Below are 18,233 nucleotides of genomic sequence, written 5' to 3'. Positions count from 1 at the left end.
GAAAGGGCGCGCAATCCGCCGCCGAGGCCACTATGATTGCGCGCCCCGCAACGCACCGTGCCGCCGCCATGAGAAAACCGCCGCTGATCGCCAACGCCGAACTCGACCGCCTGGAGACCTGGGCCAAGTACAGCTCGGGCCTGTGCCGCGACTGCCACGCCACCTGCTGCACCATGCCGGTGGAAGTGCGCATCGGCGACCTCATCCGCCTGGGCGTGGTGGACGAATTCGAACGCGAGGAGCCGGCCAAGAACATCGCCAGGCGCCTGAGCAAGGAAGGCCTGGTCGAGCGCTTCAACCAGAAGAGCGGCATCTTCACCCTCACCCGCAGCAGCAACGGCGACTGCCTGTACCTGGACCGTAAGACGCGCCTGTGCACCGTCTACGCCAAGCGCCCGGACACCTGCCGCAACCACCCGCAGGTGGGCCCGCGCCCGGGCTACTGCGCCTACCGCAAGAAGCCGGCGTAAGGCCGCGGGCGCGCAGGCCCCGCTATACTGCGGCGCTGCTGCGGAGCATTGCATGAACCCACTGAGCGACGCCTGGCGCGATCGCCCGACCCACCGAAGGGTCTGGGCGCTGGCCGCGCCGATGATCCTGTCCAACGTATCCGTGCCGCTGGTGACCCTGGTCGACAGCGCGGTCATCGGCCACCTGCCCCACGCCCATCAGCTGGGCGCGGTGGCCGTGGGCGGCAGCCTGTACACCCTGCTGGTGGGCGTGCTCGGCTTCCTGCGCATGGGCACCACCGGCTTCGCCGCCCAGGCCGCCGGGCGCGGCGACGGCGGCGCGCTGCGGCGCATCCTCGGCCAGGGCCTGCTGCTGGCGATGGGCCTGGCCTTGCTGCTGGGCCTGCTGGCGCTGCCGCTGACGCCGCTGGCCATGGGCCTGATGAACGCCTCGCCGGAACTCGACGGCCTGGCCCGGCAGTTCTTCCACATCCGCCTGTTCGGCCTGCCCGCGGCCCTGGCCAGCTACGCGCTGATCGGCTGGCTGCTGGGCACGCAGAACGCCCGCGGGCCGCTGGCCATCCTGCTGACCACCAACCTGGTGAACATTGCCCTGGAGCTGCTTTTCGTGCTCGGCCTGGGCTGGGGCGTGGCCGGCGCCGCGCAGGCCTCGGTGATCGCCGAGTGGAGCGGCGCGGCCCTCGGCCTGTGGCTCGCTCGCGGCGCGCTGGGGCGCTTCCCCGGCGTGCCGGACTGGCGCCGCCTGCGCCGCTGGGTGAGCTGGGCGCCGCTGCTGATGGTCAACCGCGACATCTTCATCCGCAGCCTGGCGCTGCAGGGCGTGTTCTTCCTGGTGACCGTGCAGGGCGCGCGCCTGGGCGACGCCACGGTGGCGGCCAACGCCCTGCTGCTCAACGGCCTGATGATCACCTCCTACGCCCTCGACGGCCTGGCCCACGCGGTGGAGGCCCTGTGCGGCCACGCCATCGGCAGCGGCGACCGGCGCACGCTGCGCCGCTCGCTGCTGGTGGCCTGCGGCTGGTCGCTGCTGGCCAGCCTGGCCTTCGTGCTGTTCTTCGGCAGCGCCGGACACCTGTTCATCGCCCTGCAGAGCGACATCCCCGAGGTGCGTGCGGTGGCCGACCAGTACCTGCCCTACCTCGCCGCGCTGCCGCTGATCGGCATGTGGAGCTACCTGCTGGACGGGCTGTTCATCGGCGCCACCCGCGCCCGCGAGATGCGCAACGCCATGCTCCTGGCCTGCGCCGTGAGCCTGCCGCTGGGCTGGCTGCTGCAACCGCTGGGCAACCACGGGCTGTGGCTGGCGTTCCTCAGCTTCATGCTGTTGCGCGGGCTGATCCTCGCCGCCTACGCCTGGCGCCTGACGCGCCGCGACGCATGGGTCGGCCTGCCCTCGGCCTGACTGGCAGGCGCCGCCGCCGCGCTCTAAAGTGCCAGGCGGCGCCCACGATCGCGCCGAGCACAACGAAGCCGTGGCGCGGACCACGGCCCACGCCTGACAAGGACCCGACGACATGGCTTCAGCCCTGGTTGCCTACCTGCACTTCATCTCCATCTTCGTGATGTTCGCCCTGCTGGTGCTGGAGCACCGCCTGTTCCAGCTGCCGCTGGACGCCAGGCGCGCCCGCAGCCTGGTGATCATCGACCTGGCCTACGGCGCCAGCGCCGGCGTCGTGCTGCTCAGCGGCATCGCCCGCACCCTGTGGTTCGCCAAGGGCCTGGACTACTACCTGCACAACGCCGCCTTCCACGCCCTGGTCGGCCTGTTCGTGCTGGTGGCGCTGCTGTCCATCTACCCGACGCTGACCTTCCTCAACTGGCGCAACGCGCTCAAGGCCGGGCAGGCCCCGCAGGTCGGCGAGGCCCAGGGCCGGCGGGTGACGCTGGTGATCCGCATCGAGCTGCTGGCGATGCTGATCCTGCCGCTGCTGGCCAGCCTGATGGCCCACGGCATCGGCATGACCGGCAGCTAGAGCAGCCGCGCCAGGGGCTCGCGCAGGGCCTCGGCGGTGGCCGGCGGCAGGCGCAGGTGGAAGCGCCCGCGCAGCACCTCGATCAGCTCGTCCACGTCGAGAATCCGCCGCTGCTCGGCGTTGCCCTTGGCATCGCGCCAGCCGAACTGGCCGTCGAGCAGGGTCAGGCGCCTGTCGCCCTCGCTGAGCGCTACCCGCAGGCTCTTGCGGAACACGCTGTCCGGGTGCGTCGAGGTGTACCAGTTGCGCGGCAGGTAATCGACCCAGTGCTGCGGTTGCAGGGTGAAGCGGTACAGCGCCTGCCAGCCGCTGGCGGTATGCAGCGCCAGTTCCAGTTCGTCGCCGTCGTGGGGGGCGATGCGCCAGCCGCCGGGCAGCTCCTCGCCGATCACCAGCGGCAGCGGCCGCGGCGGGTTGGCGCCGCCGAAGCCGACATCCGCCAGGTAGGGCCCCTCGTCCAGCTCGATGCGCAGCAGCAGGTGGCTCTGCTGGGTGCGCTCGACCTCCGCCGGCATGCCCCAGCGCACCCGTGCCACCAGCAGGCTGATGCGGTAGCCGAGGCTGGCCAGCAGGCGGGCGAACAGGCTGTTCAGCTCGAAGCAGTAGCCGCCGCGGCCACCCTCGACGACCTTGGCGAAGACCGCCTCCGGCTCGATGGCGACGGGCCGCGCCAGCAGCACGTCGAGGTTCTCGAAGGGCAGGTGGTGCAGCGCCGCGTCGACCAGGCGTTCCAGCGTCTGCAGGGTCGCGGCCGGCGGCTGCGGCGGCAGGCCGAGGCGCGCCAGGCAGGCCTGCAGCTGCTGCGGGGTGAAGGGGGTGAGTGGCGTCATGGGGTTTCTCCTCGGGCCAGGCGGAAGCCCGGCTGCCACCCGAGCCGGTGGCGCGCCAGCGCGGTGCTGACCTCGGTGTCCTGCTCCGCCAGGTTGTAGCACCCGGGCGCGCCCCACTCCAGCGCCAGCAGCGCGGCGCGGGCGGCGTCGTCGACGTGCAGGGCCAGGCGCGGGTCGGGTTCGTCGCAGCCGGTGCCCGGGCCGTACAGGCGCCCGTAGCGCAGCACCAGGCCTTCCAGGGGCGCGGCGCCGAGCACGGCGTTCTCCAGCGCGGCGACGCCGCCGACGCTGATGGCGCGCGGGCCTTCGGCCGCAAGGTCCAGCGGCTGCCGCTCCTGGTGCGGCAAGGGCCCCGGCGCATAGGCCCAGGCGATGCTCTGCGCCACCAGCCGCTGCGCCCGGCGGCGCGGGCGGCGGCCACGAGGTTGGCGGTGCCCTCGCGGCGCACCGGGCATTGCGCGGCGCGGCCTCGGCCATGCGCGCCGGGTCCAGGCCGGGCGGCAGGTCGGTGAGCTGGTGCAGCACCCACTGCGGGCGGAACTCCAGCATGGCGCGCGTCAGCGCCGCGCCATCGAAGACGTCCAGCACCTGCGCCTCGGCGCCGGCCGCGCGCAGGGCCTCGGCCCGCGCCGGCTCACGGCTGCACGCCAGCACCCGGTAGCCGCGCGCCAGCAGCATGGGCAGCAGGCGCTTGCCCACGGCGCCGGTGGCGCCGGCGAAGAAGATTCTCGTGCACATGTTCGACCTCGTCTGGAGAGTGGATGGGGCCACTCTAGGGGCGCCATGGCATAGTCGACAGAGCCAAGAATCGATTGAAAGCCTGGGACATGATCGCGCGACCGATCCGCGCAGCGCTTCCGCGAATGCCAGATTTCTCGTCTATAACGAAGGTTCCCGACTTCCCTCGCCACAAGGAAACGCCCATGAGCAAAGTCTTCGACGTCGCCGTGCTGGTCGGCAGCCTGCGCAAGGAATCCCTCAACCGCAAGGTGGCCCTGGCCCTGGCCGAGCGGGCCCCGGCGAACCTGAAGCTGGAGATCGTCGAGATCGGCCAGTTGCCGCTGTACAACGAGGACCTGGACGGCGACAACGCCCCGGCCGCCTACGCCCCCTTCCGCGAGCGCATCCGCCGCGCCGACGCGGTGCTGTTCGTCACCCCGGAATACAACCGCTCGGTGCCGGCGGCGCTGAAGAACGCCATCGACGTGGGCTCGCGCCCCTACGGCAAGAGCGCCTGGGGCGGCAAGCCGGGCGGCGTGGTCAGCGTCTCGCCGGGGGCCATCGGCGGCTTCGGCGCCAACCATGCGCTGCGCCAGTCCCTGGTGTTCCTCGACGTGCCCTGCATGCAGCAGCCGGAAACCTACCTGGGCGGCGCCGGCAACTTCTTCGACGCCGCCGGCAAGGCCAACGACCAGGTCGGGCCCTTCCTGCAGACCATCATCGACAGCTACGCCCGCTGGGTGGAGAAGATCGCCGGAGCCTGAGCCCCGCGCCGAGCCGAGCCGTTTTTGTAGGAGCGAGCATCATCCTTCTCGTAGCACGCCATCGTTCCCGGGCAACGGTGTGCCTTCCTACCCACGAAATCGCGCGCAGGGCGAGCTCCTACATGGAATGGCGCGGGTGGGGTGGCGTAGGAGCGGATCTCATCCGCGATCCGCGCCGGGATATCCGGCTATCGCGGACAAGGTCTCCTACGGGGAGAAACACCGTGCTTCCCGGCAACCTGTAGGAGCGGGCCCTGCCCGCGATTTCGCGCGCAGGGCGCGCTCCTACATTGGAATGGCGCGGGTGGGGCAGCGTAGGAGCGGATCTCATCCGCGATCCGCGCCGATACCTCCGGCTATCGCGGACAAGGTCCGCTCCTACAGGGAGGAATACCGCGCTTCCCGGCAACCTGTAGGAGCGGGCCCTGCCCGCGATTTCGCGCGCAGGGCGCGCTCCTACATTGGAATGGTGTGGGTGGGGTGGCGTAGGAGCGGATCTCATCCGCGATTCGCGCCGATACCTCCGGCTATCGCGGACAAGGTCCGCTCCTACGGGGAGGAATGCCGTGCTTTCCGGCAACCTGTAGGAGCGGGCCCTGCCCGCGATTTCGCGCGCAGGGCGCGCTCCTACATTGGAATGGTGTGGGTGGGGTGGCGTAGGAGCGGATCTCATCCGCGATCCGCGCCGGGATATCCGGCTATCGCGGACAAGGTCCGCTCCTACGGGGAGGAATGCCGTGCTTTCCGGCAACCTGTAGGAGCGGGGAATGTGGAGCGGGGCGGACTCTCCCGCCCCTTCAATCTTCCTCGTAACGCGCCAGCCGCTGGCGCAGGCGGGCGTTCTCGCTGCGCAGCTGCTCCACCTCGTCGAGCAGGCGCAGGGCCAGGGCGATGCCCGGCCAGTCCACCTCGAACTCGCGCTGCAGGCGCACCGCGCGGCGCACCAGGGTCAGCGACTCGACGCTGAACAGCCAGGTGTCGCCCCGCCGCTCCAGGGGCTCGACGATGCCGACCTCGACTATCTCCAGCAGCGTCTCGCGCGGCAGCCGCGCGCCCTCGCAGAGCTCTTCCAGCTCCAGGCTCAGCAGTATCTCGCTCATGGCCGTTTACCCCACTGGCTGCGTGGATCGAAGGCCGCGCGGGCGGCCAGTTCTTCCCAGTGCTTGCGCGTCTCGCCCTCGGGCGCGCCCTTGGGCATCACCACCTTGAGCACCGCGTAGAGGTCGCCGGCAGGGTCCTCGCCCTTGCCGGCCAGGCCCTTGCCGCGGATGCGCAGGCGCTGGCCGCTCTGGCTGCCCGGCGGCACGCTGAGGGCGATGCGGCCGTTCAGGGTGGGTACCTCGATCTTCGCTCCCAGCGCCGCTTCCCAGGGCGCCAGCGGCACGCTGAGGACAAGGTTGCGGCCGTCGACGTCGAACAGCGGGTGCGGCGCCAGGCGGATGATCAGGTAGAGGTCGCCGGCCGGCGCGCCGCCGATGCCGGGCGCGCCCTGGCCCTTCAGGCGGATGCGCTCGCCGTCCACTACGCCCGGAGGAATGCGCACCTTCAGCGTCTTCTCCACGTCGGGCAGGCGTCGGCCCTGCTCGTCGTAGCTGGGCAGGCCGAAGCGGATCGGCTGCGGCTCGCCGGACTGGCTCTCCTCCAGGAACAACGGCACCTCCAGCTCGATGTCGCGGCCGCGCCTTTCCCGCCGGCGGTGCCCCTGCGGGCCGGCGTGGGCGCCGAAGATCGACTCGAAGAAGTCGGAGAAATCCTGCTCCTGGAAATGCTCGGCGCCCTCGAAGCCGCCGGACGGCTGCCAGCCCGGCGGCGCTTCGAAGCGACCGCTCTGCTGGTACTGGCGCAACTGGTCGTATTCGGCGCGCTTCTCGGGGCTCTTGAGCACCTCGTAGGCCTCGGAGACTTCCTTGAAGTGCGCTTCGGCGTCCGCCTCCTTGCTGACGTCGGGGTGGTATTTGCGCGCCAGCTTGCGGTAGGCGGTCTTGATCGCCTTTTCGTCGGCGTCCGGCGCCACGCCCAGCGCCGCGTAGTAATCCTTGAAGTCCATCGCCTTGCTGCTCCCGGGTCTGGAACTGCAAGCCTAGTCGCTGGCGCGGCACTCGTCCGCTCGCGACGGCTGATCCGCGTCATGGCATAGTCATTTATCCACAAAGCCCGCAGCGAACCAGGCCATGACCGAGCCCCTCGCCCTGCGCCTGGACCCCGGCCTGGCGCAGCCGATCTACCGCCAGCTCTACGAACGCATCCGCGAGGCCATCGCCCGCGGCACCCTGCGCCCGGGCGAGCGGGTGCCGCCGGTGCGCGGCCTGGCCAGCGAGCTGGGCGTGGCCCGCGGCACCGTGGAGCTGGCCTACCAGTTGCTGACCAGCGAAGGCTACCTGCTGGCCCGCGGCCCGGCGGGCACAGTGGTTTCGCCGCAGCTGGCCGGGCGCAACGCCGAGCGCCCGGCGCGCCTGGCGCCGCAACCGGAGCAGGTGCTGCCCGGGCTGATCGCCCACGGCCCGCAGGTGCTGCCGCTGCAACTCGGCCTGCCGGCGCTGGACGCCTTCCCCAAGGCGCTGTGGTCGCGCCTGGCCGCGCGCCGCCTGCGCAACACCGCCGAGGTCGAACTGGCCTACCCCGATCCCTGCGGCTACGCCCCGCTGCGCGAGGCGCTGGCCGGTTACCTCAACGTGTCCCGCGGGATCGCCTGCGAGCCGGCGCAGGTGCTGATCTGCGCCGGCTACCAGGGCGCCCTGGACCTGATCAGCCGCACCCTGCTGCAACCGGGCGACGCCTTCTGGCACGAGGACCCCGGCTACCCCCGCGGGCGCCAGCTGATGGCCGCAGCCGGCGCCCGGCCGGTCGCGGTGCCGGTGGACGCCGACGGCCTGTGCGTGGAACAAGGCCTGCGCCGCACGCCCGACGCCCGCTTCGCCCTGGTCACGCCCTCGCAGCAGAGCCCCACCGGCGTGGCCCTGAGCCTGCCGCGGCGCCTGGCCCTGCTGGACTGGGCTGCCCAGGCCGGGGCCTGGATAGTCGAGGACGACTACGACAGCGAATACCGCTACGCCGGCTTCCCCCTGCCGGCGCTCAAGAGCCTGGACCGCCAGGGCCGCGTGCTCTACGCCGGGACCTTCAGCAAGGTGCTGTGCCCGGCCCTGCGCCTGGGCTACCTGGTGGTGCCGCCGCCGTTGCTGGAGCGCTTCGTGCGCAGCCAACAGACCTTCGCCAACGGCTGCGCCGAGCTGCAGCAGGCGACGCTGTGCGACTTCATCGCGGAAGGCCACTTCGCCCGCCACCTCAAGCGCACCCGCACGCTCTACGCGCAGCGCCGGCAACTGCTGCGCACGGCCCTGGAGCGGCGCCTGGGCGAGCGCATGAAATTCGCCGAGCTGCCCGGCGGCCTGCACCTGATCGGCCGGATCGATGGCGACGACAAGGCCATCGCCGCCCGCGCAAGGGAAGCCGGCCTGGGCTTGCAGGCGCTGAACAATTGGTGCGTGGAGGCGCGCCAGGAACCGGCGCTGGTGATGAGCTTCACCAATGTGAAGGACGAAAGGCAGGCAGCCGAATTGGCCAGGCGCGTGGCGCAGGTGATGGAGACGTAGGATGGGTTGAGCGAAGCGATACCCATCACCATGACCCGATGGGTTTCGCAAGCTCAACCCATCCTACGAAGAGCACCACGTCGGCGGGGTAACGGCGTATAACCGCGAACGGTTATACGCCCTACGAAGAGCAGGCCGTGCCGGTCAGGAGGACAGGTAGGCCGAGCGCGTCAGGCCCAGGCGCAGCGCGTCGAGGAACTGGGTGCGCTCGCGGGCGGTGAGCTTGGCGCCGGCCACCTTGTCGCGGTAGTGGGTCATCAGTTCCTCGGGCGACAGGTGCACGTAGCGCAGCATGTCCTCGATGGTGTCGTGGGTCTCGATGCCGGCGTGGTAGAAGCTGCCGTCGGCGTTCTGGTAGACGTTCACCGAGTCGGTGTCGCCGAACAGGTTGTGCATGTCGCCGAGGATTTCCTGGTAGGCGCCGACCAGGAACACGCCGATCAGGTAGTCCTCGCCTTCCTTCACGTCATGCACCGGCAGGCTGGTCTCGATGCTCTGCTCGTCGACGTACTGGGTGATCTTGCCGTCGGAGTCGCAGGTCAGGTCCTGCAGCACCGCGCGGCGGTCCGGTTCCTCGCCCAGGCGGTGGATCGGCAGGATCGGCAGCACCTGGCCTATAGCCCAGGTGTCCGGCAGGCTCTGGAACACCGAGAAGTTGCAGATGTACTTGTCGGCGAGCTTGTCGTTGAGCTCGTCGAGCACCTGGCGGTGCGAGCGCTGGCGGGCCTTGAGCTGGTTATGCAGGCGCCGGCAGATGGCGAAGTAGCACTGCTCGGCCAGGGCCTTCTGGGCCAGGCTGATCTTGCCCTCGGCGTACTGGCTGGCGGCGTCGCTCATGTAGTGGGTGGCGCGCCAGTAGGTCTCGGTGACCATCTCGGCGTCGGTCGGGCCGAGCAGGTCGGCCAGGTACTGGACGATCTCCGGCTGCTCGGCGAGGTCGGTGATCTTCGGCAGTTCGTCGTTGTGCCGCTCGACGTCGGTGACCTGGGTGATCAGCACCGCGTGGTGCGCGGTCAGCGCGCGGCCGCTCTCGGAGAAGATGTGCGGGTGCGGCAGGCCCTGGGCGTCGCAGAACTCCTTGAGCATGCCCACCACCACGCCGGCGTAGTCGTCGATGTCGTAGTTGATGGAGCTTGCGTTGCGCGAGTGGGTGCCGTCGTAGTCCACGCCCAGGCCGCCGCCGACGTCGACGTGGTCCACCGGCAGGCCGAGGGCGCGCAGTTCGCCGTAGTAGCGGATGGCTTCCTTGAAGCCGTGCTGGTAGTCGGCCAGGTTGGCGATCTGCGAGCCCATGTGGAAGTGCAGCAGGCGCACGCCCTGGTCCAGCCCGGCCTGGCGGAAGCGCTCGACCACCGACAGCAGCTGCGCGGCGGAGAGGCCGAACTTGGCCTTCTCGCCGCCGGTGTCGGCCCACTTCGAGGAGGCCAGCGAGGACAGCCGCACGCGCAGGCCGACCTGCGGCAGCACGCCGACGTGCTCGGCCTCCTCGATCACCAGTTGCACCTCGGACTCCTTCTCGATGACGATGAAGACGTTGTGCCCGAGCTTCTGCCCCATCAGCGCCAGCTTGATGAACTCGCGGTCCTTGTAGCCGTTGCAGACGATGGTCCCGCCCTTGGGCGCCAGCGCCAGCACCGCCATCAGCTCCGGCTTGGAGCCGGCTTCCAGGCCGATGGAGACGTTCTGGGTGGCGATGATGCTTTCCACCACCGCTTCCTGCTGGTTGACCTTGATCGGGTAGAGCGCGGTATAGCGGCTGCCGTACTCCAGGCGCGCGATGTTGGCGTCGAAGGCGCCGGTCAGCTTGCGCACGCGGTCCTGCAGGATGTCCGGGAAGCGCACCAGCAGCGGCAGCGACAGGCCCGCCTCGCGCAGCTGGCCGACCAGCGCATGCAGATCGATCGGCTGGGCGTCGGCCCCCTGCGGGCGCACCTCGACGTTGCCGGCGTCGTTGATCGCGAAATAGCCGGCGCCCCAATGGCGGATACCGTAGATGCCGCGGCTGTCCGCCACCGTCCAGTTGCTGCCGTCGTCTTTGCGGGTCCGTCTTGCGGCCATGCGCGGGTGTCTCCTCAGAAGAATGTCGAGCGCCCGGCGGGGTAGCGCGCGGACGCAACAAGCCTAAACGTCGGGTATGACGTTGCCGTGTTGACCGCCATCTCTGGCGGTAGTTTAGGAAAGCGTGGCGAACTCGCGAGCGCGGCGCATCTCCCATCTAGGGAACGGGCTGGCCGGCATGCCGGCGCCGTGCGCCGCTGCCTAACCCGTTCCCTGCAGGGGAGAGACGAATCAGCCGCCGGATTTCTTGGCCTTGAAGCCGCGCTTGGCCAACTCTTCGAGGAGCAGCTCGACGTGGTCGCCCTGGATCTCGATGACGCCGTCCTTCAACGCGCCGCCGGTGCCGCAGCGTTTCTTCAGCGCCGTGGCCAGTTCCTTGAGGGCGTCTTCGGCCAGGGGCACGCCGCTGACCGTGGTCACGGTCTTGCCGCCGCGGCCCTTGGTCTCGCGGCGCACACGGGCGATGCCGTCGCCGGCCGGAACCACGGACTGCTTGCAGATGCAGGCGCCAATGGGCTGGTTGCAGTCCGGGCAATGCCGGCCCGCATCGGTGGAGTAGACGAGCCCGCCAAGGGCGGACAGGGAGGATGCTTTCTTGACCACCGGGCGTTTTCCCCAGGATTGGCCTCTAAGGGCCAGGTCAACGAATGATCGGCTGGCGCCGACCGCGACGCCCCACTCAGGCAGGGGCTGCGCATTCCCGCCGGAGGACCCGAGCGGAAAGGTCGCGCAATTTACCAGCATTGGAGGCAAATGCTAAGGGTGGAAATGCGTCATTGATCGGCGGATTGGCGACATGCCTGAAAAGCACCCTCACCCCGGCCCTCTCCCGCAAGCGGGAGAGGGAGTCCGCGCCGGGAACTACGCGCTTCGCCGCACCTTCGGAGTGGATGCACAAACGAAGGTATGGCCAAAGCACCGTGCTACTGCACACTCCGGACAGTCCCCTCTCCCGCTTGCGGGAGAGGGTTAGGGAGAGGGGCTCTTGCTCTTTAAAGCTGCCCCAGATACAACCGCAAAGCCTGCAACGAATCCGGACAGTACAAAGCCCCAGAGGTAGCCTCCTCCAGCACCACCCCCGGCTCGACGAACCGCGCCTCCAGCACCTCCTCCGGCTGCAGCCTCAAGGGCCCATCCCAGGTCGCCGAGAACACCGCACACCACAACCGATTGCCCGGCTCGTCGAAAAAGAAGGTGCCATGCTCGCGCAACTCCACGCCGGCCACGCCCAGCTCTTCCTCCAGCTCGCGGCTGGCCGACAGCGCATAGCTCTCGCTGGCCTGCACCATCCCGCCGGCGGCGGCGTCCCAGTAGCCCGGGTACACCGCCTTGCTCAGGCTGCGGCGGTGCACGCAGAGCTGCCCAGCGCCATTGAACAGCAGGATGAAGGTGCCGCGGCCGATCAGCCCGCGCTCGCGCAGCTGGGCGCGCGGCAGCTCGCCCAGCAGTTGGTCGCGCTCGTCGACCCAGGCGATCAGTTCCCGGTCCGAGGCCAGCCGGTGGGCGGCCTCGGCGGCGCTGACGAGGTCCATCAGCCCTGCGCCAGCAGTTGCCGCAGATCGATGATCGCGGCGTTGGCCCGGGAAATGTAGTTGGCCATCACCAGCGAATGGTTGGCCAGCACGCCGAAGCCGCTGCCGTTGAGCACCATCGGGCTCCACAGCGCTTCCTGGGTGGCTTCCAGCTCACGGATGATCTGCCGCACGCTGACGGTGGCGTTCTTCTTCGCCAGCACGTCGGCGAAGTCGACCTCGATGGCGCGCAGGATGTGCGACAGCGCCCAGGCCTGGCCGCGGGCCTCGTAGAACACGTTGTCGATCTGCAGCCAGGGGGTTTCCTGCACCTCTTCGTCGACCTGCGGCGCCTCCCCCGGCGCCAGCGCCGAGGCGGTCTTGATGTTGGTGTTCAGCTTGACCCGCCCGACGCTGGCGGACAGGCGCTGGGACAGCGAGCCCAGGCGGGTGGAAACGTCGCCCAGCCAGTTGTTCAGGCTGTCGGCGCGGGCGTAGAACTGCGCGTTGGGCTGCTCGGCGGAGAGGCGCGCCAGGTAGCGGTCCAGGGACTTGATGCCCTCGGCGTACTCCGACTCGGAAGACGGCAGCGCCCAGCTCTTGTTGTCGAAGTTGAAGCGCGGCTCGGCGCGGGCCAGGTCGGCGTCCTCGGTGGACTGCGACTGCGAGCGGGCGAAGTCCTTGCGCAGCGCGCGGGACAGGTCGCGGGTCTGCACCAGCACGCCGTATTCCCAGCTGGGCATGTTGTCCAGCCACAGGCCCGGCGGGAAGATGTCGTTGGACAGGTAGCCGCCCGGCTTGTTCAGCAGGGTGCCGACCACTTCCTTGAGGGTTTCCACGGTGGTGTAGCCCACCACCATCTGCCGCCCGGCGCGCTCGGCGGCCTGCTGCGCATGCTGCTGCACGGGGAACAGGTCCGGCTCGCGGCTCCAGTACCAGCCGACCAGGGCGGCGACCACCAGGTAGGCGCCCAGCAGCCCGCCGACCACGCGCACCAGCCAGGGCCCGCCGAAGTAGGCGCGCACATCGTCAACCCTGTCGTCGACGCGCTCGCGCACCGAGCCGCCGCGATTCTTCCAGTTCCACATGGCAAAGTCCTTGGTTCGACCTAACGGAAAAAGGTTGGACCGCAGGCCCCGCCACAGGTGCCGGGCGATGCCGCGATCCAGGCGCACTAGCATGCCGCAGTCGGCGCCCGAAGGGCAGCCTACCCTCTGCATGGCACGCCTGGCGATCCTTGACCGACATCACTGGAATTGCCAGCGGCAAATGGTAGCATGGTGCCATCATCGCTCTGGCGACCCCGCCACCGCGTCAGCCCTCACAAGAAGTGCGCCATGACCGAGCACGACGATCCCACCCGCGATCGCTTGAAACACCATTTTGCCCAGCGGGTGATCCACCAGGCCCGGCACGTGCTGGAGATCTGGCAGCAGCTCAGCCGCTCGGAATGGACCGCCAGCGGCATGGCCGACCTGCGCGAGGCCGTCCTGCGCCTGCAGCGCTACGCCGAGCGCTTCGAGCAGGCCGAGCACGCCCAGCTGGCCGCCGCCATCGGCGCCGGGCTGGACGCCGTGGCGGGCAATCGCGGGCGCCTGTCCAGCGAGCGGATCAACGAGTTCGCCCAATTGATGCTGCGCCTGTCGCGCACCGGCCTGCGCCATGGCGACCAGCTCGAACACACCCAGCTGCCGCCGCTGCGCAAGCCGGTCTACCTGGCCCTGCAGGACGCCGAGCGCGCCGAGCGCCTGGCCCAGCAGCTGGAGTTCTTCGGCGTCCACGCGCAGCTGTGCGAGCACGCCGCGGCCTTCCGCGCGGCCATGGCCGAACGCCACCCGGCGGCGCTGCTGATGGACGTCGACTTCGCCGGCGCGGGCCTCGGCCTGGCCCTGGCCGAGGAAGTGCAGGCGGGCCTGGCGCACAAGCTGCCGGTGCTGTTCTTCAGCCACGAGGACACCGACACCCCCACCCGCCTGGCCGCGGCCCGCGCCGGCGGCCAGGAGTTCTTCAGCGGCACCCTGGACGCCTCCGGGGTGCTGGAAAAGATCGAGATGCTCACCCGCGTCGCCCACTACGACCCCTTCCGCGTGCTCATCGTCGACGACTCGCGGGCCCAGGCGGCGCACACCGAGATGGTCCTCAACGGCGCCGGCATCGTCACCCGCGCGCTCACCGCGCCGCTGTCGGTGATGGCCGAGCTGGCCGAGTTCCAGCCGGACCTGATCATCCTCGACATGTACATGCCCGAATGCCTGGGCACCGAGCTGGCCAAGGTGATCCGCCAGCACGAGCGCCACGTCAGCGTGCCGATCATCTACCTGTCGGCCGAGGACGATCTGGACAAGCAGCTCGACGCCATGAGCGAGGGCGGCGACGACTTCCTCACCAAGCCGATCAAGCCGCGCCACCTGATCGCCACCGTGCGCAACCGCGCGGCGCGGGCGCGCAGCCTCAAGGCGCGCATGGTGCGCGACAGCCTCACCGGGCTGTACAACCACACCCACACCCTGCAGCTGCTGGAAGACGCCAGCTACCGCGCGCGCCGCGAAGGCCAGCCGCTGGCCTTCGCCATGCTCGACATCGACCACTTCAAGAAGGTCAACGACAGCTACGGCCATCCCATGGGCGACCGGGTGATCAAGAGCCTGGCGCTGTTCCTCAAGCAGCGCCTGCGCAAGACCGACCACATCGGCCGCTACGGCGGCGAGGAATTCGCCGTGGTGCTGCCGGACACCGACAGCGTGGCGGCGCACAAGGTGCTGGAGGAAATCCGCCAGCGCTTCGCCGAAATCCGTTACCCGGCCAAGCCCGCCGACCTGGCCTGCACCTTCAGTTGCGGCATCGCCCAGCTGGGCGCGGACGAAGACGCCACCGTCCTGGCCCGCCGCGCCGACGAGGCGCTGTACCGCGCCAAGCATGGCGGGCGCAATCGCGTCGAGGTGTTCGCCTGACCCCGCGGATAGGCGGATAACGCCGGGATGGGCTCGGCGTAGGGCGGATAACCGTTCGCGGTTATCCGCCGCTTGACCTTGGCCATGCCCCGCTCGGTGATGGGCACGAAACGCCGTTGAAGAGCGCGCCAGGTCCAACCACGACGCCCCGTAAAATGGGTTTCCCGCGCCTACCGGGCCATCCCATCAACGCTCGCCCAGCTTGTGCCGCGCCGCGTACAGGCAAACCATCTCCATCGCCAGGGTCGCGCCGGCCAGGGCGGTGATCTCGGCGCTGTCGTAGGGCGGCGCGACTTCCACCACGTCCATGCCCACCAGGTTGATGCCACGCAGCGCGCGGAGGATTTCCAGCGCCTGGTGCGAACTGAGCCCGCCGCAGACCGGCGTGCCGGTGCCCGGCGCGAAGGCCGGGTCGAGGCAGTCGATATCGAAGGTCAGGTACACCGGGTGGTCCCCCACCCGCGCGCGGATGCGTTCGGCGATGGCCTGCGGCGAGTGGCGGTGCACTTCGCGGGCATCCAGCACCTGGAAGCCCATCACATCGTCGTTGGTGGTGCGCAGGCCGACCTGCACCGAGCGCGCCGGGTCCACCAGCCCCTCGCGGGCGGCATGGTAGAACATGGTGCCGTGGTCGATGCGCTGGCAGTCCTCGTCCGGCCAGGTGTCGCTGTGGGCGTCGAAGTGGATCAGCGACAGCGGGCCGTGCTTCTTCGCATGGGCCTTGAGCAACGGGTAGCTGATGAAGTGGTCGCCGCCCAGGGTCAGCAGCGCGCAGCCGGCATCGAGGATGCGCGCGGCGTGGGCTTCGATGGCTGCCGGGGTTTCCTGCGGCACGCCGTGGTCGAAGGAACAGTCGCCGTAGTCGATCACCGCCAGGTGGTCGAAGGGGTCGAACTCCCAGGGGAAGTGCCGGGCCCAGGCCATCTGCACCGAGGCGGCGCGGATCGCCCGCGGCCCGAAGCGGCTGCCGGGGCGGTTGGTGGTGGCGGTGTCGAAGGGCACGCCGCTCACCACCAGGTCGACGCCGCGCAGGTCGCGGCTGTAGCGGCGGCGCATGAAGCTGGTGATGCCGGCGTAGGTGGATTCGGCGGCGGTGCCATACAGGCTGTCGCGGGTGATGGCCTGGTCGTTGTCGTGGGCTTGATCCATGGTGTCCTCATCATCGGTGTTTTTTGGTGTGTCCTGATAGCTCGGTGCCTGCGGCTCTACCCTCGCTCAGGAGCGGGTGCGGAACGCCGACCACAGCCGCGTCCGCTCACGTTGCTGCTTCAAGGTCAGCAACTGCTCGCCGAACAGCTTCTGGCGCATAGCCGGCGCCGGGTAGATGTCCGGGTCGCTGGCCACATCGGCATTGAGCAGCGGTGTGGCCTTGCGGTTGGCATTGGCGAAGTACAGGGTGTTGGTCAGCTCGGCGATGGCGTCCGGGCGCAGCATGAAGTCAATGAAGGCGCGCGCTTCCTGCGGGTGCGGCGCGTCCACCGGGATGGCCATGGTGTCGAACCAGATCAGCGTGCCTTCCCTGGGTATCCGGTAGATCACCTCGAATGGCTTGTTCGCCTGCCTGGCCTGCGCGGCGCCCATCAGCGCGTCGCCGGTGTAGGTCAGCGCGAGGCACAGCGTGCCGTTGGCCAGGTCGTTGATGTGCTTGCCGCTGGCGATGTAACGCACGTTGGGCTGCAGCTTTTCGAGCAACTGGCGGACCTGGGCCAGGTCGGCCGCGTCGGTGCTGTAGGGCGGCTTGCCCAGGTAGTTGAGCGCCACGCTGATCACTTCCTGGGGCGAGTCGATCAGCGAGATGCCGCAGTCGGCCAGGCGGCTGGCGTATTCGGGCTTGAACAGCAGGTCGAGGCTGTCCAGCGGCGCATCGGGGATGCGCTTGAGCACTTCGTCCCTGTTGATCGCCAGGCCCACGGTGCCCCAGGTGTAGGGCACGCCGTAGCGGTTGCCCGGATCGATGGCGGCCAGCTTGGCCAGCAGTTCCGGGTCGAGGTTGGCGAAGTTCTTCAGCTGCGCGTCGTCCACCGGCTGCACGGCCTTGGCCTGGATGGCGCGGGCCAGCCCGCTGCTGGCGGGAAAGACCACGTCGTAGCCGCTGCGGCCGGTCATCAGCTTGCTGTCGAGCACCTCGGCGCTGTCGAAGGTGTCGTATTTGACGCGGATGCCGGTTTCCTTCTGGAAGCGCTGCAAGGCTTCGGCGCCGACGTAATCCGCCCAGTTGTACAGGTTGAGTACCCGCTCCTGCGCCTGCAGGGGCATGGCCAGGACCGCGAGCAGGGCCGCAAGGGAAGCCCAGGGAAACACACGCATGATCATCGCCTCGGGGTTGTTGTGGTTATGGGGCGAGCATGGGGCGGGCTTTACTTTGTAAAAATACAAAGTTAATTACTTTGGCATTGCATTTTGGCAATGTTTGGAGACAGCCATGCTCAGCCAGTTGCGCGACCTCGACCTGCAGTTGCTGCGCCTGTTCGTCACCGTGGTGGAGTGCGGCGGCTTCAGCGCGGCGCAGGGCGAGCTGGGCCTGAGCCAGCCGAGCATCAGCATCCAGATGGCCAAGCTGGAGACGCGCCTGGGCTACCGCCTGTGCGAGCGCGGCAAGGGCGGCTTCCGCCTGACGCCCAAGGGCGAGCGCCTGCTGCAATCGACGCGGCGGCTGTTCGTCGCCATCGAGGGCTTCCGCGACGAGGCGCGCGGCGTGGCCGACAAGCTGCTGGGCGAGGTGCGCATCGGCCTTTCGGAAAGTCTCGAAGAAAGCGTCGTCGCGCGACTGTCCGAGGCGATCCGCCGCTTCCGCCAGCGCAACCAGGCGGTCAGCCTGGAACTGCTCACCGCCACGCCCGCCGAACTGGAGCGCCTGTTACTGCAGGACCGGCTGCACCTGGCGGTCGGCTACTTCGCCGGCACCCAGGCGGCGCTGGAGCATCACCCCCTGTTCGTCGAATCCCAGGGCCTGTATTGCGGCGCGGGCCACCCGGCGTTCGAGCACAGCAAGCCGACCCGCGACTCCCTGGCCGACGCCGACCAGGTGCTGCACCCCTACCGCTTCATCGCCGCCGACGAACCGCTGCAGACCGGCCGCAGCAGCGCGCGCTGCGAACAGGTGGACGGCAGCCTGGCGTTCATCCTCTCCGGCGCGCACATCGGCTACCTGCCCCGGCATGTCGCGCAACCCTGGATCGAACGCGGCCAGTTGCGCGAGCTGCTGCCGGGCGAACTGGGCTTCGAGGTGGCCTTCAGCCTGACTCGCCACCGTGGCCGCCACCCCGGCGACGCCGAGCAGGCCTTCGTCAGCGACCTGCTGGGGGCGTTCGGCCAGCACGCGGCCGATTGACGCGGCAGCGATGCGGGAACCCGAGCTCGCCGGCG

17 protein-coding genes and 1 pseudogene are annotated in these 18,233 nt (G+C 69.5%); 7 read left to right on the top strand and 11 right to left on the bottom strand.

Going from position 1 to position 18,233, the window contains the following annotated elements; genetic code table 11:
- The first annotated feature begins 68 nt into the window (after nt 1–68).
- The 3 genes from IG194_RS16790 (at nt 69) to IG194_RS16780 (ending at nt 2,443) form a co-directional block, all read left to right on the top strand.
- The gene (locus tag IG194_RS16790) at nt 69–470 is read left to right on the top strand and encodes a YkgJ family cysteine cluster protein (protein ID WP_058488268.1); all 402 of its coding nucleotides are present in this window, start codon (nt 69–71) and stop codon (nt 468–470) included.
- Nucleotides 471–522: 52 nt separating this feature from the next.
- Nucleotides 523–1,872: an MATE family efflux transporter gene (locus IG194_RS16785; RefSeq protein WP_043318797.1), complete on the top strand. Its 1,350-nt coding sequence runs from the start codon at nt 523–525 to the stop codon at nt 1,870–1,872.
- Between the two features lie 112 nt (nt 1,873–1,984).
- Entirely contained in the window at nt 1,985–2,443 is a 459-nt protein-coding gene (locus IG194_RS16780; RefSeq protein ID WP_043268746.1) for a DUF2214 family protein, read from the top strand.
- On the opposite strand, the gene IG194_RS16775 is transcribed toward IG194_RS16780, so the two are convergent.
- From IG194_RS16775 to IG194_RS33060, 3 genes and pseudogenes are all read right to left on the bottom strand, one after another.
- Nucleotides 2,440–3,273, bottom strand: coding sequence for an arylamine N-acetyltransferase family protein (locus tag IG194_RS16775; protein WP_043268744.1), 834 nt, complete (start codon nt 3,271–3,273; stop codon nt 2,440–2,442). The genes IG194_RS16780 and IG194_RS16775 overlap by 4 nt on opposite strands.
- Nucleotides 3,270–3,659, bottom strand: coding sequence for a hypothetical protein (locus tag IG194_RS32815; RefSeq protein ID WP_225617256.1), 390 nt, complete (start codon nt 3,657–3,659; stop codon nt 3,270–3,272). The genes IG194_RS16775 and IG194_RS32815 overlap by 4 nt, the downstream gene beginning before the upstream one ends.
- 187 nt (nt 3,660–3,846) lie before the next feature.
- A pseudogene (locus tag IG194_RS33060) lies at nt 3,847–3,951 on the bottom strand (dTDP-glucose 4,6-dehydratase); the annotation flags it as partial.
- A gap of 245 nt (nt 3,952–4,196) precedes the next feature.
- Here IG194_RS33060 and IG194_RS16765 point away from each other — a divergent pair.
- A complete protein-coding gene (locus IG194_RS16765; protein WP_009613278.1) occupies nt 4,197–4,757 on the top strand; it encodes an NADPH-dependent FMN reductase in 561 nt (186 codons plus the stop codon).
- Between the two features lie 797 nt (nt 4,758–5,554).
- On the opposite strand, the gene IG194_RS16760 is transcribed toward IG194_RS16765, so the two are convergent.
- Both IG194_RS16760 and cbpA read right to left on the bottom strand, forming a co-directional pair.
- Nucleotides 5,555–5,857, bottom strand: coding sequence for a chaperone modulator CbpM (locus tag IG194_RS16760; RefSeq protein ID WP_043318803.1), 303 nt, complete (start codon nt 5,855–5,857; stop codon nt 5,555–5,557).
- Entirely contained in the window at nt 5,854–6,804 is a 951-nt protein-coding gene (gene cbpA / locus IG194_RS16755; protein ID WP_043268738.1) for a curved DNA-binding protein, read from the bottom strand. The genes IG194_RS16760 and cbpA overlap by 4 nt, the downstream gene beginning before the upstream one ends.
- Before the next feature lie 124 nt (nt 6,805–6,928).
- Here cbpA and IG194_RS16750 point away from each other — a divergent pair, with 124 nt between their 5' ends.
- Nucleotides 6,929–8,347 carry a PLP-dependent aminotransferase family protein gene (locus IG194_RS16750; protein ID WP_058488267.1) on the top strand — a complete coding sequence of 473 codons (1,419 nt, stop codon included), beginning with the start codon at nt 6,929–6,931 and terminating at the stop codon, nt 8,345–8,347.
- A 144-nt stretch (nt 8,348–8,491) separates the two neighbouring features.
- Here the strand turns inward: IG194_RS16750 and speA are convergent, their stop codons facing one another.
- The 4 genes from speA to IG194_RS16730 all read right to left on the bottom strand — a co-directional run bounded on the left by speA (nt 8,492) and on the right by IG194_RS16730 (nt 13,004).
- Nucleotides 8,492–10,405 (bottom strand): arginine decarboxylase, encoded by a 1,914-nt coding sequence (gene speA, locus IG194_RS16745; RefSeq protein WP_058488266.1) that lies wholly within the window; start codon nt 10,403–10,405, stop codon nt 8,492–8,494.
- 231 nt (nt 10,406–10,636) lie between these two features.
- Complete coding sequence (locus tag IG194_RS16740; protein ID WP_024128111.1) at nt 10,637–11,008, bottom strand: translation initiation factor Sui1; 372 nt, start codon at nt 11,006–11,008, stop codon at nt 10,637–10,639.
- Between the two features lie 389 nt (nt 11,009–11,397).
- On the bottom strand, nt 11,398–11,937 hold the full coding sequence (locus tag IG194_RS16735; RefSeq protein ID WP_058488265.1) for an NUDIX hydrolase: 540 nt from the start codon (nt 11,935–11,937) through the stop codon (nt 11,398–11,400).
- The gene (locus tag IG194_RS16730; RefSeq protein WP_024128112.1) at nt 11,937–13,004 is read right to left on the bottom strand and encodes a DUF2333 family protein; all 1,068 of its coding nucleotides are present in this window, start codon (nt 13,002–13,004) and stop codon (nt 11,937–11,939) included. Before IG194_RS16730 ends, IG194_RS16735 begins: the two co-directional genes overlap by 1 nt.
- A 249-nt stretch (nt 13,005–13,253) precedes the next feature.
- Between IG194_RS16730 and IG194_RS16725 the strand changes: the two genes are divergently transcribed.
- Nucleotides 13,254–14,867 carry a sensor domain-containing diguanylate cyclase gene (locus IG194_RS16725; protein WP_043318812.1) on the top strand — a complete coding sequence of 538 codons (1,614 nt, stop codon included), beginning with the start codon at nt 13,254–13,256 and terminating at the stop codon, nt 14,865–14,867.
- Between the two features lie 186 nt (nt 14,868–15,053).
- Here IG194_RS16725 and speB read toward each other — a convergent pair whose 3' ends face one another.
- Entirely contained in the window at nt 15,054–16,016 is a 963-nt protein-coding gene (speB, locus tag IG194_RS16720; RefSeq protein ID WP_058488264.1) for an agmatinase, read from the bottom strand.
- A 66-nt stretch (nt 16,017–16,082) separates the two neighbouring features.
- On the bottom strand, nt 16,083–17,180 hold the full coding sequence (locus IG194_RS16715) for a polyamine ABC transporter substrate-binding protein (protein ID WP_141679712.1): 1,098 nt from the start codon (nt 17,178–17,180) through the stop codon (nt 16,083–16,085).
- 109 nt (nt 17,181–17,289) lie between these two features.
- On the opposite strand from IG194_RS16715, the gene IG194_RS16710 reads away from it, so the two are divergent.
- Nucleotides 17,290–18,198, top strand: a complete 909-nt coding sequence (locus IG194_RS16710) for a LysR family transcriptional regulator (RefSeq protein WP_058488263.1) — start codon at nt 17,290–17,292, stop codon at nt 18,196–18,198.
- Nucleotides 18,199–18,233: the final 35 nt, after the last annotated feature.

Source organism: Pseudomonas sp. ADPe, from assembly GCF_014843515.1.
GTDB classification, from domain to species: domain Bacteria; phylum Pseudomonadota; class Gammaproteobacteria; order Pseudomonadales; family Pseudomonadaceae; genus Pseudomonas; species Pseudomonas citronellolis.
The sequence above is the reverse complement of the archived record's forward strand: the minus strand, read 5'-3'. Positions and strand labels throughout refer to the sequence as shown.